The 15,473-nt window shown below is 70.6% G+C and carries 13 protein-coding genes and 2 rRNA genes (1 of these 15 running past the window's edge); 11 read left to right on the forward strand and 4 right to left on the reverse strand.

What is annotated here, in order from left to right:
* The 10 genes from RVR_RS21220 to RVR_RS21265 all read left to right on the forward strand — a co-directional run.
* Window positions 1–2,164: ribosomal RNA gene (locus tag RVR_RS21220) — 23S ribosomal RNA — on the forward strand (it extends 963 nt beyond the left edge of the window).
* Window positions 2,165–2,273: 109 nt separating this feature from the next.
* A 5S ribosomal RNA gene (gene rrf, locus RVR_RS21225) occupies window positions 2,274–2,390 on the forward strand.
* A gap of 92 nt (window positions 2,391–2,482) precedes the next feature.
* Entirely contained in the window at window positions 2,483–3,142 is a 660-nt protein-coding gene (locus tag RVR_RS21230; RefSeq protein WP_202238872.1) for an HAD family hydrolase, read from the forward strand.
* 47 nt (window positions 3,143–3,189) lie between these two features.
* On the forward strand, window positions 3,190–4,491 hold the full coding sequence (locus tag RVR_RS21235; RefSeq protein WP_202235359.1) for an MFS transporter: 1,302 nt from the start codon (window positions 3,190–3,192) through the stop codon (window positions 4,489–4,491).
* Window positions 4,460–5,647: an acetoin utilization protein AcuC gene (locus RVR_RS21240; protein WP_202235360.1), complete on the forward strand. Its 1,188-nt coding sequence runs from the start codon at window positions 4,460–4,462 to the stop codon at window positions 5,645–5,647. The genes RVR_RS21235 and RVR_RS21240 overlap by 32 nt, the downstream gene beginning before the upstream one ends.
* A 188-nt stretch (window positions 5,648–5,835) precedes the next feature.
* Window positions 5,836–6,636 (forward strand): phosphatase, encoded by an 801-nt coding sequence (locus RVR_RS21245; RefSeq protein ID WP_202235361.1) that lies wholly within the window; start codon window positions 5,836–5,838, stop codon window positions 6,634–6,636.
* Between the two features lie 129 nt (window positions 6,637–6,765).
* The gene (locus RVR_RS21250) at window positions 6,766–6,978 is read left to right on the forward strand and encodes a helix-turn-helix domain-containing protein (protein ID WP_202235362.1); all 213 of its coding nucleotides are present in this window, start codon (window positions 6,766–6,768) and stop codon (window positions 6,976–6,978) included.
* A gap of 146 nt (window positions 6,979–7,124) precedes the next feature.
* Window positions 7,125–7,223: a 30S ribosomal protein bS22 gene (locus RVR_RS21255; protein WP_003948845.1), complete on the forward strand. Its 99-nt coding sequence runs from the start codon at window positions 7,125–7,127 to the stop codon at window positions 7,221–7,223.
* 173 nt (window positions 7,224–7,396) lie between these two features.
* Window positions 7,397–8,440, forward strand: coding sequence for an NAD-dependent epimerase/dehydratase family protein (locus tag RVR_RS21260; RefSeq protein WP_202235363.1), 1,044 nt, complete (start codon window positions 7,397–7,399; stop codon window positions 8,438–8,440).
* 85 nt (window positions 8,441–8,525) lie between these two features.
* Window positions 8,526–9,737 (forward strand): lysophospholipid acyltransferase family protein, encoded by a 1,212-nt coding sequence (locus RVR_RS21265; RefSeq protein WP_202235364.1) that lies wholly within the window; start codon window positions 8,526–8,528, stop codon window positions 9,735–9,737.
* 116 nt (window positions 9,738–9,853) lie between these two features.
* Here the strand turns inward: RVR_RS21265 and RVR_RS21270 are convergent, their stop codons facing one another.
* From RVR_RS21270 to RVR_RS21285, 4 genes are all read right to left on the reverse strand, one after another.
* Window positions 9,854–10,939, reverse strand: a complete 1,086-nt coding sequence (locus tag RVR_RS21270; protein ID WP_202235365.1) for an IS110 family RNA-guided transposase — start codon at window positions 10,937–10,939, stop codon at window positions 9,854–9,856.
* A 229-nt stretch (window positions 10,940–11,168) separates the two neighbouring features.
* Window positions 11,169–12,524, reverse strand: coding sequence for a DUF5667 domain-containing protein (locus RVR_RS21275; RefSeq protein WP_202235366.1), 1,356 nt, complete (start codon window positions 12,522–12,524; stop codon window positions 11,169–11,171).
* Between the two features lie 197 nt (window positions 12,525–12,721).
* The gene (locus RVR_RS21280; protein WP_202235367.1) at window positions 12,722–13,519 is read right to left on the reverse strand and encodes an ECF subfamily RNA polymerase sigma factor, BldN family; all 798 of its coding nucleotides are present in this window, start codon (window positions 13,517–13,519) and stop codon (window positions 12,722–12,724) included.
* A gap of 531 nt (window positions 13,520–14,050) precedes the next feature.
* Window positions 14,051–14,977, reverse strand: a complete 927-nt coding sequence (locus RVR_RS21285) for an HAD family hydrolase (RefSeq protein WP_202235368.1) — start codon at window positions 14,975–14,977, stop codon at window positions 14,051–14,053.
* Window positions 14,978–15,061: 84 nt separating this feature from the next.
* On the opposite strand from RVR_RS21285, the gene RVR_RS21290 reads away from it, so the two are divergent.
* Window positions 15,062–15,307 (forward strand): glutaredoxin family protein, encoded by a 246-nt coding sequence (locus RVR_RS21290; protein ID WP_237404883.1) that lies wholly within the window; start codon window positions 15,062–15,064, stop codon window positions 15,305–15,307.
* The last annotated feature ends 166 nt before the right edge of the window (window positions 15,308–15,473 follow it).

A 15,473-nucleotide genomic window follows, 5' to 3' on the forward strand; every position in this document is an offset into this window, starting at 1 on the left:
GGTAGAGCACTGGATAGGCGATGGGCCCTACCGGGTTACTGACCTTAGCCAAACTCCGAATGCCGGTAAGTGAGAGCGCGGCAGTGAGACTGTGGGGGATAAGCTCCATGGTCGAGAGGGAAACAGCCCAGAGCATCGACTAAGGCCCCTAAGCGTACGCTAAGTGGGAAAGGATGTGGAGTCGCAGAGACAACCAGGAGGTTGGCTTAGAAGCAGCCATCCTTGAAAGAGTGCGTAATAGCTCACTGGTCAAGTGATTCCGCGCCGACAATGTAGCGGGGCTCAAGCGTACCGCCGAAGTCGTGTCATTCGTACATGAGGGCCAACGCCCGTACGGATGGGTAGGGGAGCGTCGTGTGCCGGGTGAAGCCGCCGTGTAAGCGAGTGGTGGATGGTTCACGAGTGAGAATGCAGGCATGAGTAGCGATACAAGAGTGGGAAACTCTTGCGCCGATTGACTAAGGGTTCCTGGGTCAAGCTGATCTGCCCAGGGTAAGTCGGGACCTAAGGCGAGGCCGACAGGCGTAGTCGATGGACAACCGGTTGATATTCCGGTACCCGCTTTGAAGCGCCCAGTACTGAACCGAGCGATGCTAAGGCCGTGAAGCCGCCTCTGATCTCTTCGGAGTGAGGGGGAGTGGTGGAGCCGCTGAACCGGACTTGTAGTAGGTAAGTGATGGGGTGACGCAGGAAGGTAGTCCAGCCCGGGCGGTGGTTGTCCCGGGGTAAGGGTGTAGCCCGAGGGGTAGGTAAATCCGTCCTTCGTGAAGGGTGAGACCTGATGCCGAGCCGATTGTGGTGAAGTGGATGATCCTATGCTGTCGAGAAAAGCCTCTAGCGAGTTTCAAGGCGGCCCGTACCCTAAACCGACTCAGGTGGTCTGGTAGAGAATACCGAGGCGTTCGGGTGAACTATGGTTAAGGAACTCGGCAAAATGCCCCCGTAACTTCGGGAGAAGGGGGGCCACTTCTGGTGATGGGTTTTTACATCCTGAGCTGGGGGTGGCCGCAGAGACCAGCGAGAAGCGACTGTTTACTAAAAACACAGGTCCGTGCGAAGCCGTAAGGCGATGTATACGGACTGACGCCTGCCCGGTGCTGGAACGTTAAGGGGACCGGTTAGTCACATTTCGGTGTGGCGAAGCTGAGAACTTAAGCGCCAGTAAACGGCGGTGGTAACTATAACCATCCTAAGGTAGCGAAATTCCTTGTCGGGTAAGTTCCGACCTGCACGAATGGCGTAACGACTTCTCGACTGTCTCAACCATAGGCCCGGTGAAATTGCACTACGAGTAAAGATGCTCGTTTCGCGCAGCAGGACGGAAAGACCCCGGGACCTTTACTATAGCTTGATATTGGTGTTCGGTTCGGCTTGTGTAGGATAGGTGGGAGACTTTGATCATCGAGCGCCAGCTTGGTGGGAGTCGTCGTTGAAATACCACTCTGGTCGTGCTGGATGTCTAACCTCGGTCCGTGATCCGGATCAGGGACAGTGTCTGGTGGGTAGTTTAACTGGGGCGGTTGCCTCCTAAAGGGTAACGGAGGCGCCCAAAGGTTCCCTCAGCCTGGTTGGCAATCAGGTGTTGAGTGTAAGTGCACAAGGGAGCTTGACTGTGAGACTGACGGGTCGAGCAGGTACGAAAGTAGGGACTAGTGATCCGGCGGTGGCTTGTGGAAGCGCCGTCGCTCAACGGATAAAAGGTACCCCGGGGATAACAGGCTGATCTTCCCCAAGAGTCCATATCGACGGGATGGTTTGGCACCTCGATGTCGGCTCGTCGCATCCTGGGGCTGGAGTCGGTCCCAAGGGTTGGGCTGTTCGCCCATTAAAGCGGTACGCGAGCTGGGTTTAGAACGTCGTGAGACAGTTCGGTCCCTATCCGCTGCGCGCGTTGGAGTCTTGAGAAGGGCTGTCCCTAGTACGAGAGGACCGGGACGGACGAACCTCTGGTGTGCCAGTTGTTCTGCCAAGGGCATGGCTGGTTGGCTACGTTCGGGAGGGATAACCGCTGAAAGCATCTAAGCGGGAAGCCTGCTTCGAGATGAGGGCTCCCACCCACTTGATGGGGTAAGGCTCCCAGTAGACGACTGGGTTGATAGGCCGGATGTGGAAGCCTCGTGAGGGGTGGAGCTGACCGGTACTAATAGGCCGAGGGCTTGTCCATGTGTGCTCGCGTCCACTGTGTGGTTCTGAAACAACCAGCTACCCACATGCCATTGCCTGGTGAGAACCGGGTGTGTGGTGTGTGTGGTGTGTGGAGAGTTTCATAGTGTTTCGGTGGTCATAGCGTTAGGGAAACGCCCGGTTACATTCCGAACCCGGAAGCTAAGCCTTTCAGCGCCGATGGTACTGCAGGGGGGACCCTGTGGGAGAGTAGGACGCCGCCGAACAAATTTTGAATAAGCGCCAATTCTTGTGCATGTCACAAGGGTTGGCGCTTCTTCGCGTTGGGGGGCCAGGCGGGGGCATGTACCGTGACCTCGTGCAGTACGACCTGGTGATCTTCGACAACGACGGTGTCCTCGTGGACAGCGAGCCCCTCTCCAACCGCATCCTCGCGCAGTGCCTGACCGCGGCCGGCCACCCCACCACGTATGAGGACTCCCTCCGGGACTTCATGGGCGCCGCCCCGCACCGCGTCCACGACCTGGTGCGCGAGCGGTCGGGGGCCGAGCTCCCCGTGGACTTCGACGCGGCCTACCACGCGCAGGTCTTCGCCGCCTTCGAGCGGGAGTTGGAGCCCGTCGAGGGAGTCGCCGCGGTGCTGGACGCGCTCGCCGCGGACGGGGTGCCGTACTGCCTCGCGTCGTCGGGCGGGCACGAGCGCATCCGGGTCGCCCTGCGCAAGACCGGGCTGTACGACCGTTTCGGGGAGCAGCGGATCTTCTCGGCGCAGGACGTGGGGCGCGGCAAGCCGGCTCCCGACCTCTTCCTGCACGCCGCAGGCGCGATGGGCGTCGCGCCCGGGCGGTGCGCCGTGGTGGAGGACAGCCGGCTGGGCGTGCAGGCGGCCGTCGCGGCCGGGATGGACGTCTACGGGTTCACCGGGATGACGCCGGCAGCCCGGCTGGCGGGGGCCACCGCGCTCTTCGCGCGGATGCCGGAGCTGCCGGCCCTGCTGGCCGGCCCGGCGGAAGAGTGAGCGCAGACCCTACTCATCCGTAGCTCCCGCGCTTAGCCTGCTCGCTTATGGACGTCGCTCGCCCGCAGGCTCTGCGGCAAGGCCGGGCCGCCCTCGCGATCAGCTTCTTCGCGCAGGGCGCGCTGTTCGCGCTGCTCGTCACCCGTATCCCGGCGATCCAGGACCGCTACGGGATCAGTGACGGGCTGCTGCCGGTGTTCCTGGCGGCCGTGCCGATCCTGGCCGGCGTCGGGAGCGTGCTGACCGAGCGGCTGGTGAAGCGGGTGCGGCCGAGCGTGGTGCTGCGCTGGGTGCAGCCGGTGGTGGCGCTGGTGCTGGCCGGTCTGGGCGCCGGGAACCGGATGTGGGCGGCGGCGGTGACGCTCGCGCTGTTCGGGGTGTGCGTCGGCGGGCTGGACGCGTCGATGAACATGCTGGGCGTGAGCCTCCAGCGGGAGTGGGGCCAGAGCATCATGCTGGGGTTCCACGCGGCCTACAGCCTCGGCGGCATCGTCGGGGCGTCGCTGGCCTGGTCGGGCGCGCACTGGCACATCGCGCTGTTCTCGCTCTACGGCCCGGCGGTGCTGGTGCTCATTCCCCTGACGCTGACCGCGAGCCGCTGGTACCGCGACCAGCGGCCCCCGGCGGCCGGCGTGGAGGAGTGGGACGGCGGCCCGGCCGTCCCGTACGGGCCCGAACCCCCGGGAGCCGCCGCCGAGGGGCCTGCCGGCCCCTCCGGTGGCCGTCCGGTGGGGACCGGGGCCGCCCAGCAGGTCGTCATGCGCATGCTCCTTCCGCTGTGCCTGGTGATGGCCTTCGCGTACATCGGGGACTCGACGGTCTCCAACTGGAGCGCGAAGTACCTCCAGGACACGCTGCACAGTTCCGACCAGCTCTCCACGGTTCCGTACGCGGTGTACATGGTGACCACGCTGATCGGGCGGGCGGTCGGGGACCAGGGGGTGCGGCGCTTCGGCGCGGTCGCGGTGGTGCGGCTGGGCTCGGTGGTGGCGGTGGCGGGCTTCGCGGTGGTGGCGGTGGCGCCGGGGCCGTGGGTGGGCATGCTCGGCTTCACGCTGCTCGGCCTCGGGCTGTGCGTGATCGTGCCGCAGACCTTCGCCGCGGCCGGGCGGATGTTCCCGGACGACTCGGACTCGGCGATCGCGCGGCTGAACATCTTCAACTACGTCGGGTTCCTGGTCGGGTCGCCGCTGGTCGGGGCGCTCGGCGACGCGTGGAGCTACCGCGGCGCCATGGTCGTGCCGATGGTCCTGGTGGGGGCGACCCTGCTGTACGCGGGATCTTTCGCGAAGGGCGCCGCCGGGTACGGTGTCGGCCATGAGCGGCCGCGCGCAGTTGATGTGGGATGACCGGGTAACGGCGTACGACTTCGGGGCCGGGCATCCGATGGACCCGGTGCGGCTCGACCTGACCTGGGCGCTGGTGCGCGCGTTCGGCCTGGACGCGGGGGTGAAGGTGGTGGCGGCCCCGGCGGCCGGCGAGTCGACGCTGGAGCTGGTGCACCGGTCGGACTACGTGGCCGCCGTGCGCCGCGCCTCGGCGGACCCGCGGGCGGCGCAGGCGGGCGCCGAGGCGGCGTACGGCATCGGCAGCATGGACAACCCGGCGTTCGCGGCGATGCACGACGCGTCCGCGCTGATCGCCGGGCAGTCGGTGGCCGCGGCCGAGGCGGTGTGGCGGGGCGGGGTCGAGCACGCCGTGAACTTCGCCGGCGGGCTGCACCACGCCATGCCGGGCCAGGCGGCGGGCTTCTGCGTCTACAACGACGCGGCGCTCGCGGTGGCGCGGCTGCTGGAGCTCGGCGCCGAGCGGGTGGTGTACGTGGACACGGACGTACACCATGGGGACGGTGTGCAGACGGCGTTCTGGGACGAGCCGCGAGTGCTGACGATCTCGCTGCACGAGACGCCGCGCACGCTCTTCCCGTATGCCACGGGGTGGCCGGAGGAGACCGGCGGGGCGGCGGCGGAGGGCGGCGCGGTGAACGTGGCGCTGCCGGCCGGGACCGGGGACGAGGGCTGGCTGCGGGCGTTCCACGCGGTGGTGCCGGAGCTGGTGGCGGCGTTCCGGCCGCAGGTGCTGGTCTCGCAGCACGGCGCGGACAGCCACGTGGAGGACCCGCTGGCTCACCTGGCGGTGTCGTTGGACGCGCAGCGGGTGGTGGCGGAGGCGTGCCACCGGCTGGCGCACGAGCACGCGGAGGGGCGCTGGGTGGCGCTCGGCGGTGGCGGGTACGCGGTCGCGGACGTGGTGCCGCGGGCCTGGACGCACCTGGTGGGCATCGCGGCGGGTACGCCGGTCGAGCCGCGGACGGCGGTGCCGCGGGAGTGGCAGGACCAGGCGTACGCGCGGACCGGGACGCCGGTGTCGGCACGGATGACGGACGGGGCGGCGGGGCGCTGGACGGAGTTCGACGACGGCGGGTACGACCCGGCGTCACGGCTCGACCAGGCGGTGCTGGCCACGCGGCGGGCGGTGTTCCCGCTGCACGGGCTGCTGCCGTAGCCGCCCAGGGGGCGTCGCCGCCGTACCGGCCCCGCGCGGGCCGGTCCCCGCGCGAGCCCGCGCACGGAGCGCCCCCGCTCCTCCGACGTGGCCGCGCGGGACCGGTCCGGGCCCGGTGCCCACCCGTGGGGGTGATTACCGGACGGTTCGCCGTGTGCCGGTCGTACGGGGTGTGCAGGATCGGGCGCGTGGTGAGTGTGGGTGCGCTGCGCGCACATCTGGTGGCGGTGGGACTCGCGGGCGAGGTACGCACGGCGCGGGAGCAGAGCCTGGTGAACTACGGGCTGTTCGCGGCGCGTGATCCCCGGCAGACCTGCGGGCTCGAACCGGACGGCGAGTGGGGGCGGGCGGAGCTGCTGCGGCTGATGGCCGACCGGTGCGGGGTGTCGGCCGATCCGGACCGGACGTCCGGTCCGGACGTGATCGATCCGGACCGTACGCTGGCGGCCCTCGACGCGTTCGCGGAGCGCCTGGCGCGCGCGGCGCACGACCGGCTACCCGTCCTGCTGGGCACAGGACATCCACATCGTCTCCTCGGTTTCTACGCAACTTTGTCCGCTGCCCTGTCGGCGGCGGGGTGCCGGGTCCTCACCCCGCGCTACGACGAATGCATGCGCATGTCCACTCACTTCGGCGTACGCGCGCACCGCCTCGGCTACGTAGGGGGAGTGGCGCTGGTGCGCTCGGAAGGAGCCGAGAAGGGAGCGCACACCCACTCGCCGCTGCCGGTGCGGGCGGCGCTCGCGGCGGCCGCGCAGCAGGCCGGCACGCTACCGAAACTGGTGGTCGGGGACCATGGATTCGTCTGCGGGGCAGGGCAGTTGGGCATCGAGGCGATCGGTCTGGGGGACTGCGACGACCCGGCGGTTTTCGTGGCCGAGGCAGAGGGCATCGTCTCGGTGGCCGTACCACTCGACGACACCGCTCGCTCGGATTACTACCGGCCGGTCACCCGTTACGTCCTCAAGAGTGCGTGGCTCGGGCAGTAATCATCCCTTCGCAACTCCTCTTCCCCACTTGCATCATCCGCCCCTAATCTGAGGGGGAGCGCACATGCCTGTTTGGAGTCGCCGGAGGGGAAGCCGGTGGCCGTCATGTGCGGAAGGTTCAGGTGTGTCATGGCTGTAACTGAAAGTCGGCCTCTCAACGAGGTCGTGTTCCTCACCGTCGCCGAAGTCGCGGCGGTCATGAGGGTGTCGAAGATGACCGTGTACCGACTGGTGCACAGCGGTCATCTGCCGGCGATTCGCGTGGGTCGGTCGTTCCGGGTTCCGGAGCAGGCCGTGCACGAGTACCTGCGGGAATCCTACGTGGGGGTGGAGTCTGCCTGAGCTGCCCGGGACGGCCCGGTAACGGGCCGGTGACGGACCGCGTGGGCCTCGGTTACGTTCGTCCGCTCGGGGCGGGTAGGCTAGGCCGACGTAGGTCGTGTGGGCTCGGACGCCCCGCACCGAGTGAAACCGAAGCGAGGGTTGTCGTGGGCTCTGTCATCAAGAAGCGGCGTAAGCGTATGGCGAAGAAGAAGCACCGCAAGCTTCTGAAGCGGACGCGTGTTCAGCGCCGCAACAAGAAGTAAGCGCGCTGCTTGCCGCTCTCCTGCCCCCTCCCTCCGCCCGATTCAGGGCGGTCGGAGGGGGCAGTGGCGTGTACGGGGCCGGTCGGCGGCCGGCCGGAGGCGGGGGCGTTTCGTCGCCGCGGCGCAACACCGGCGGGGTACGGTGACAGCATTCCCTCAGGAAGGCGCTGAACGTGGGCAAGGTGGTGCTCGTCACCGGAGTCGCGCGGCAGCTCAGCGGGCGGTTCGTCCGGCGGGTGCAGCGCGAGCCCGAGGTCGACCGGGTGGTCGCCGTCGACGTGGTGCCGCCGGAGCACGACCTGGGGGACGCGGAGTTCGTCCGGGCCGACATCCGGCAGCCGATGATCGGAAAGGTGCTGGCGCAGCACGCGGTGGACACCGTGGTGCACCTGGACGTCAGCGGCACCCCGCTGGGCGCGGGCGGCCGCACCCAGGCCAAGGAGACCAACGTCATCGGCACGATGCAGTTGCTGGGCGCGTGCCAGAAGGCGCCGACCGTCCGCCGGCTGGTGGTGAAGTCCTCGACGAGTGTCTACGGTTCCGCATCGCGCGACCCGGCGGTGTTCACCGAGACCACCCCGGTCAAGTCGCTGCCCAGCGGCGGCTTCGCGAAGGACGCGGTCGAGGTCGAGGGCTTCGTGCGCGGCTTCGCCCGGCGCCGGCCCGACGTGGCGGTGGCGGTGCTGCGGTTCGCCAACATCCTGGGCCCGCGGGCGGACACCCCCCTGGCGGAGTTCTTCGACCTGCCGATACTGCCCACCGTGTTGGGGTACGACCCCCGGCTCCAGTTCGTGCACGAGGACGACGTCGACGAGGTCCTGGTGGTCGCCGCCACGGAGGCGCGGCGGGGGACGCTGAACAGCGGCACGTTCAACGTCGCCGGCGACGGGGTGCTGCTGCTGTCGCAGACCGCGCGGCGACTGGGGCGCCCGACGGTGCCGGTGCTGCTGCCCGCCGTGACCTGGGTGGGCCGGATGCTGCGGACGGCGGGGGTGACGGACTTCTCCGCCGAGCAGATCCGGCTGCTCACCCACGGCCGGGTGGTCGACACCCGGCAGATGCGGGAGACGCTGGGCTTCCACCCCGTCCACACCACGGCGGAGACCTTCCACGACTTCGCCCGCACCCGGCACCCCGGCCTGCTGCCGCCCGCCCGGCTGGCGGCCGCGGTCGACGGCGCGGCGGCCCGGGTGCGGCGCGCGGAGTCGGCGCGGTGACGGTGGGGGCGGACAGCGTGGTGGCGGCGGACGGCGGGGGATCGGGATCGGTGCGGGGGCAGGAGCGGCAGGAGGAGCGGCAGCCATGACGGACGCGAAGGTCATTCCGTTCGGGGATGACGCCCGTCGCCGCGGCGGTGGCGGGACGGGCGCCGGGAGTGGGGCGCGGCGGTCGCGGGGCCGGGAGCGCAAGGCGGGCGCGCCGGCGCCCGGGCAGAAGGCCGAGAACGGCCCCCAGCCGCCGCTGGCCGCCGTTCCGGAAGGCGGTGCGGGCATTCCGGCTCAGGCGGACGGCTCGCCGCCCACAGGGGCGGGACAGGGCTCCGCCGACGGCTCAGCCGACGGCGCCGACGACGGTGCCGCGACCTCGTCGGCGGGTCCGTCGGCGGCGGGCGCGGACGGGCCGGGGGAGTCGCTGTCCGCCGCGTTCGGCGCGGTCGCCGACCGGCTGCTCGGCGGGCCCTGGGAGCGGAAGGTCGCGCAGGGCCTGTCGTTCCTGCGCCGCCGGGTGACCGGGGACTACGACGTCGACGAGTTCGGCTTCGACGCCGACCTCACCGACCAGGTGCTGCTGTCGCTGCTGCGCCCGCTGTACGAGGGGTACTTCCGGGTCGAGGTCAAGGGCATCGAGAACATCCCCGCCGAGGGGGGCGCCCTGGTCGTGTCGAACCACTCCGGGACGCTGCCGATCGACGCGCTGATGACGCAGGTCGCGGTGCACGACCACCACCCGGCGGGCCGCCACCTGCGGCTGCTCGCCGCGGACCTGGTGTTCGTGCTCCCGGTGGTCAACGAACTGGCCCGCAAGGCCGGCCACACCCTCGCCTGCGCCGAGGACGCGCAACTGCTGCTGGAGCGCGGCGAGGTGGTCGGGGTGATGCCCGAGGGGTTCAAGGGCCTGGGCAAGCCCTTCTCCGAGCGGTACAAGCTCCAGCGGTTCGGCCGGGGCGGGTTCGTGGCGACGGCGCTGAAGACGAAGGTGCCGATCGTGCCGTGCTCGGTGGTGGGCGCCGAGGAGATCTACCCGATGGTGGGCAACTCCCGCACCCTCGCCCGCGTCTTCGGCTTCCCGTACTTCCCGCTGACCCCCACCTTCCCCTGGCTCGGGCCGCTCGGGCTCCTTCCGCTTCCGACGAAGTGGACGATCCAGTTCGGCGAGCCGATCCCCACGGAGTCGTACCCGCCGGAGGCCGCGGACGACCCGATGCTCGTCTTCAACCTGACCGACCAGGTCCGCGAGACGATCCAGCACACGCTGTACGAACTGCTGGTGGAACGGCGGTCGGTGTTCTTCTGATCCGGGTGACGTGTCCCGGGCGGGCTGAAACGGGCGGGCCGGTCCGGGTGCGGCGGGAGCGGGGGTCCGTGCCGGTTCCCGCCCCCGCCGCGTACCGGCGGATGCTCCTATGCTTGTCAAGCGGCCGGTGCGAGGTCGGTTTGAGTGATTCGTTCCGTTGGTGTGGTGGTCAGGGCGCGGTAGACCTCGCGGGCGACGAATCGCTTGAGGCAGCGCATGATGTCCTTCTTGTTCAGCCCTTCCTTGGTGCGTCGTTCGACGTAGGCGCGGGTGCGTTCGTCGAAGCGCATGCGGGTCAGGACGATGGTGTGCAGGGCGTTGTTGGCGGCCCTGTCGCCGCCGCGGTTGAGTCGGTGGCGGTGTGTGCGGCCGGAGGACGCCGGGATCGGTGCGACTCCTGCCAGGTGGGCAAACGCGGCCTCCGACCGCATTCGTTCGGGGTTGTCCCCAGCGGAGGCGAGCAGTTGGCCGGCGGTCTCGGGCCCGACCCCGAACAGCTCCAGCAGCTGCGGAGCGGCCTGCTTGACCAGCGGGCCGATCTCCGCGTCCAGCTCGGTGATCTCGGTGTCCAGTGCCTGGAGACGGCGGGCGAGGCGCCGCAACGATCCCCGGGTCGCCGCCAGCGGCCGCGAGAGGTCCTCGCCGGGTCGCAGCCGGGCCAGGGTGCGTATCAGCGCGGCCCGGTCCAGACCGGCGACCTGCTCGCGCAGCATCGCGGGGGCCGACACCAGCAGGCCGCGGATCTGGTTCATCGCCTGGGTGCGGGCCTTGACCGCGCTGCGGCGGGCGAGTCGCAGGACCCGCACGGCCTCGACCACGCCGTCCCGGCTCTTGGGGATGCCGGCGGCTCGGCCCGAGAGCACGGCCATTGCGGCGGCATAGGCGTCGATCGGGTCGGACTTGCCCTTCATCCGCCGTGTCTTGCGGTCCGGCCGGTCCACGTCGAAGACGGTGACCCCGGCGGCGGTCAGCACGCGGGCGAGCTCGGCGCCGTAGGCACCGGTGCCCTCGACGCCGACCGCGACCAGGTCGCCGTGCGAGCGCATCCAGTCCAGCAGGTACCGGTAGCCGCGGATGGTGGCCTCGAACTCGCGATCGGCCAGGTGCCGGCCGATGGAGTCGATCACGGCCGCGTGGTGGGTCAGGCCGTGGGTGTCGACTCCGCCGGTGATCCGCGGCCCGTCGTGCGTCATGCTGGTCATGTCCGTCCTTGCGTATCCGTACCGACGAGGGCGGCACGCGCCGGTCGGGCGGGTGGACAAGACAGTGACGGGGCTTATGCGACAAGCTCCTATGAAGTCACAAGCGCCCGTCCGGCCGCGTGCGTGGTGACGCCCGGATGGGCCGACAAATCCCAAACAGGACAGTCGAGACGTCAGTCAGCCGAGGGGTCAGACCCACCAGCAGCGTCACCACGTCACATCCTCACTGTCAGCCGTCGTCGTCGCTGGTCAGGCCGAGGCCGGGGAGCAGGCCGGGGAGCAGCGGGGGCAGCTCCACCGAGTGCCGGGGCGAGGTCGGGGTCGGCGTGGGGGTCGCCCCGGGGGCGGTGGGCAGCACCGGCTGCGTGTCGAGCAGCTTGCCGGAACCGCCGATCAGGCCGTCGGGCGCGCTCTCCGAGGGCGAGGGGCTGGGGCTCTGCCCGCTGTCCTGGCCGGCCGAGCCCTTCGTCGTGGTCGTCGCGGACGGGTCGCCCGAGGGTGCGCCGCCGGGTGTGCCGCCGTCGCGTCCGGTGCCGGAGCCGTCGCCACCGCGGGTGGCGGGGGAGGTGCCGGAGTGGTCCTTCTGCGGCAGGGACAGCGGGGCGACCTCGGCGTCTATGGCGTCGAAGAGCGAGGTCACCTGGTCGGAGACGTCGGTGAGCTGGCTGGGCAGTTTCCCGCTCAGGTCGGTCCAGCCCTGGCGGTGGTTCTCGGCGAAGGTGTTCAGCAGCTCCATCGGCTGGAGCGAGCCGTCCTTCCGGTACGCGGCGGTGAGCAGGCGGTGCCCCTCGGAGACCTCCTGGTGCATGCCGGACAGCGCCTTGCGCACCTCGGCGACGGACTCGGGGTCGAGCTGCCCGCCGCGGCCGCGGTCCATCAGCCGGCGCGCCTCCTGCATGCGGGTGGAGGCCATGTCGAGGTAGACCTTGCCGCGGGAGGCGTCGCTGCCCGCCATGTCCAGCTTGATGTCCTCCATGCCGCGCTTGAGCCCGTAGAGGCTGTCGCCCGGCAGGGCGTTGGTGCTCGCCGCGGCGACGCCGCCCAGGGCGCCGGCGGCGACCCCCATGGTCAGCCCGCCGACCGCGAGCCGGCGGGACAGCCGGGAGCGCGGGGCGAGCCTGCGCAGCGCGGAGGCCGGGGCGCGCACGCCGCTCTCGCCGCGCTGCTCGGGCACCCGGGCGGTGGCCCGGAAGCTGCCGTCGGCGATCGCCTGCTCCATGGCGGCGATCAACTGGGCGCGCTGCACCGTCTTGCGCGCGGGGTCCATCGCGGGGCGGGGGCGCCGGCCGAGGGCCTCGGCGAGGGCGACCATCGAGCCCTGCTCGGGGTCGGCGTGGCGGTCGGCGGCGTGGGAGCCGTGCGCCCCGCCGGGGTGCGCCCCGCCGGCGGCGTGCGCCCCGCCGTGCCCGCCGGCACCGCCGCCGGAACCGCGGTCCCCGGGCCCGTGGGCGTCGGCACCGCCGTCCGTCACGGCATCGGCGCCGTGTCCGCCGGGGGTCTCCTCGCGGCCGCCGTCAAGCCCGGCGTCCTCGACCGCCTGGGCGAAGGCGTTCGCCCGACGGTGTGCCGTTGCCTGTCCGATCACGGGCGGCACCTCCTCTCGTCTCCACACTCGACTCCCCCTGCCGTCCGGAGGTTGCCCTCTCCGTGGCCGTCCACCCGATCGGGTGAAAAACGGTGAGCGGCGCGCGGCGCGGAAGTGTCTGCATGTGATGCAACGAGTGCCGGTCCGGTTGGGTTACGCAGGTCTGATGATCGGGCAGCGCGAGCCGCGGGCGCCGCTCACCTGGCGTCCTCGGGCAGCAGGCGGGCCAGGGTGCGCACCGCGCGGTACTGGAGCGTCTTGATGGCGCCCTCGTTCTTGCCCATCACACGGGCGGTCTCGGCCACCGACAGGCCCTGGAGGAAGCGCAGGGTGATGCACTCCTGCTGCTGCGGGTTGAGCTTGCGGACGGCCGTGAGCAGCGCCTCGTTGGAGAGCTGTTCCAGCACTGATTCCTCGGGGCTGCGGGCCACTTCGTTGGCGTCCAGCATTTCGCCGGTGGTCACTTCGAGGCGGAACCTGCTCGACTTGAAGTGGTCGGCGACCAGGTTGCGGGCGATCGTGACCAGCCAGGCGCCGAAGTCGCGGCCCTGCCAGGTGAAGGTGCCGATACGGCGCAGGGCGCGCAGGAACGTCTCACTGGTGAGGTCCTCGGCGGTCGCCTTGGAGCCGACCCGGTAGTAGATGTACCGGTAGACGGTGTCGCTGTAGTGGTCGTACAGCCGGCCGAACGCCTCGGTCTCGCCGCCCTGCGCGGCCTCGACCAGGTCCATCATGCGGCCGCTGTCGGTGTCCGACGCGGGACGGCGTGCGGCGGTGCCCTTGTCGGCGGCCTGGCCGCGCTGCGGGCTGCTGTTGCGGGTGCGTCTGCCTGCGGCGGTGCTGATTTCGGCCAGGGCGTAGGCCGGGCCGGGGACGGTGGGACCGGACGTGGCGAGGGCGGGCGCGGCGTACGCGGGGACACGCGGCAACTGGTCGATGACCAGAGCGCGCAGCGCAGCCAGGCCGGAGGTGACAACCCCGTCGTGTGGGTACACGGGACTCCCAGAGGCAGAACTTCCATCACGTGCAGTACGGGACCGTTCACCCGTCGTGGCGACGTGTGGGTACCGGAATGCGTCTGAGGAGAATAACGCTTCGTACAGGCGACGCTACACCGAGTTGTGGAAATCGCCGTTTCCGGCACTTCCTGTGCGGAATCGTGATCGACCAATTATCGAACGGGGCACCCGAGTTGACCACTTGCGGTCGTGAAGCGCTCGTGTGAAGGGCGTGTTGTGCTCGTGTCGAAGTCGAGGATGCGAGCCGCGTGTTCGGCGGAACGAGCCGTGCGCGCCGCGCGGAGGGCGTACGGCCGCGCGTACGCGGCGGGCCGTGCGCGCGGGCGGGCCGGTTCCGGACGGGGCGCTCCCGCGCGGCGCGCACGGCTCGAACGGCCGCCGGGCCCGGCGCGGCGCGCACGGCCGCGCCGCGGCGGTTCGAACGCGCCGCGCGCCCCTTGCGGTGCCGCGCGCGCCCCTTCCGGTGCCGGGCGGCTCCCGCCGACCGGCGCGGCCCTGGCGCGGGTCCTAGCGGTAGCGCCTGCGGGCGGCCAGGGCGGCGAGCACGCCGCCGGTCACCGCGCCCATCCCCGCGGCCGCGGGAATCCCGATCTTCGCCGCCTTGCGCCCGGTGCGGTAGTCGCGCAGCCGCCAGCCCTCGGCCCGCGCGTGCTTGCGCAGGGCGCTGTCGGGGTTGACCGCGTAGGGGTGCCCGACCAGGGAGAGCATCGGGATGTCGTTGGTGGAGTCGCTGTAGGCCGCGCACCGCGACAGGTCGAGGTCCTCGGCCGTCGCCAGCGCGCGTACCGCCTCGGCCTTGGCCGGGCCGTGCAGGGGCTCGCCGACCAGGCGGCCGGTGTAGACGCCGTCGACCGACTCGGCGACGGTGCCCAGCGCGCCGGTCAGTCCGAGCCGGCGGGCGATGATCGTGGCGGTCTCCACGGGAGCGGCCGTGACCAGCCAGACCCGCTGCCCGGCGTCGAGGTGGGCCTGGGCGAGGGCGCGGGTGCCCGGCCAGATCTTCCCGGCCATGTACTCGTCGTAGATCTCCTCGCCGATGCGGGTCAGTTCCTCGACGCGGTGCCCCTTGACGATGGACAGCGCGCTGTCGCGGGCGTCCCGCATGTGCTCGGGGTCCTCGGAGCCGGCCAGCCGGAAGTACGCCTGCTGCCAGGCGAACCGCAGCAGGTCGCGCTTGTCGAAGAACTTCCGCTTGTACAGGCCGCGGCCGAAGTGGAAGAGCGCGGCGCCCTGCATCACGGTGTTGTCGAGGTCGAAGAAGGCGGCGGCCCGCGGGTCGCCCGCCACCGGGAACTGCGGTTCCTCCGGGTCGGCGGTCGCGTCGTCGGACCGCGCCCGGTTGTCGAGGGCGGCCTCCGCGGCGGCCTCTCCTGCCAGCACGCTCCGCTCGGTGGCGGACTGCCTACGGGGGGTGAGCCATTTGAGAGCGGCCATGCCGCCGAGCATAACCACGCCCGGGGGCGGTCCCGCCTCGGCCGGGATGCCGGTACGTGAACGGGGCGGGACACAATGGCGGTCATGACGACGACCCCGAAGACGGTGACCCTCATCGGCCGGCCCGGCTGCCACCTGTGCGACGACGCCCGCGCGGTGATCGGCAAGGTCGCCGCGGAGACGGGCGCGACCGTGACCGAGCAGGACATCACGCAGGACGCCGCGCTGCACGACCGCTACTGGGAGCAGATCCCGGTGGTGCTGGTCGACGGCGAGCAGCACACCTTCTGGCGGGTGGACGAGGGGCGGCTGCGGGCGGCGCTGGCCTGACCGGCGGTGCGCCGGGTCCGGCCGCGACGGCCCGCGTGGGCCGGCCCGGGTCCGACCGCCCGGGTACCCGAACCGGTGGGCATTTTGAGCGGATTGCCGACGGAGCCGCGTATTCGATTACCATCGAGGGCGTTTTGTACACCCGGGGGCGATGCGTGAGGAGTGT

Origin of the sequence: Streptomyces sp. SN-593, assembly GCF_016756395.1 — a bacterium.
GTDB lineage: Bacteria > Actinomycetota > Actinomycetes > Streptomycetales > Streptomycetaceae > Actinacidiphila > Actinacidiphila reveromycinica.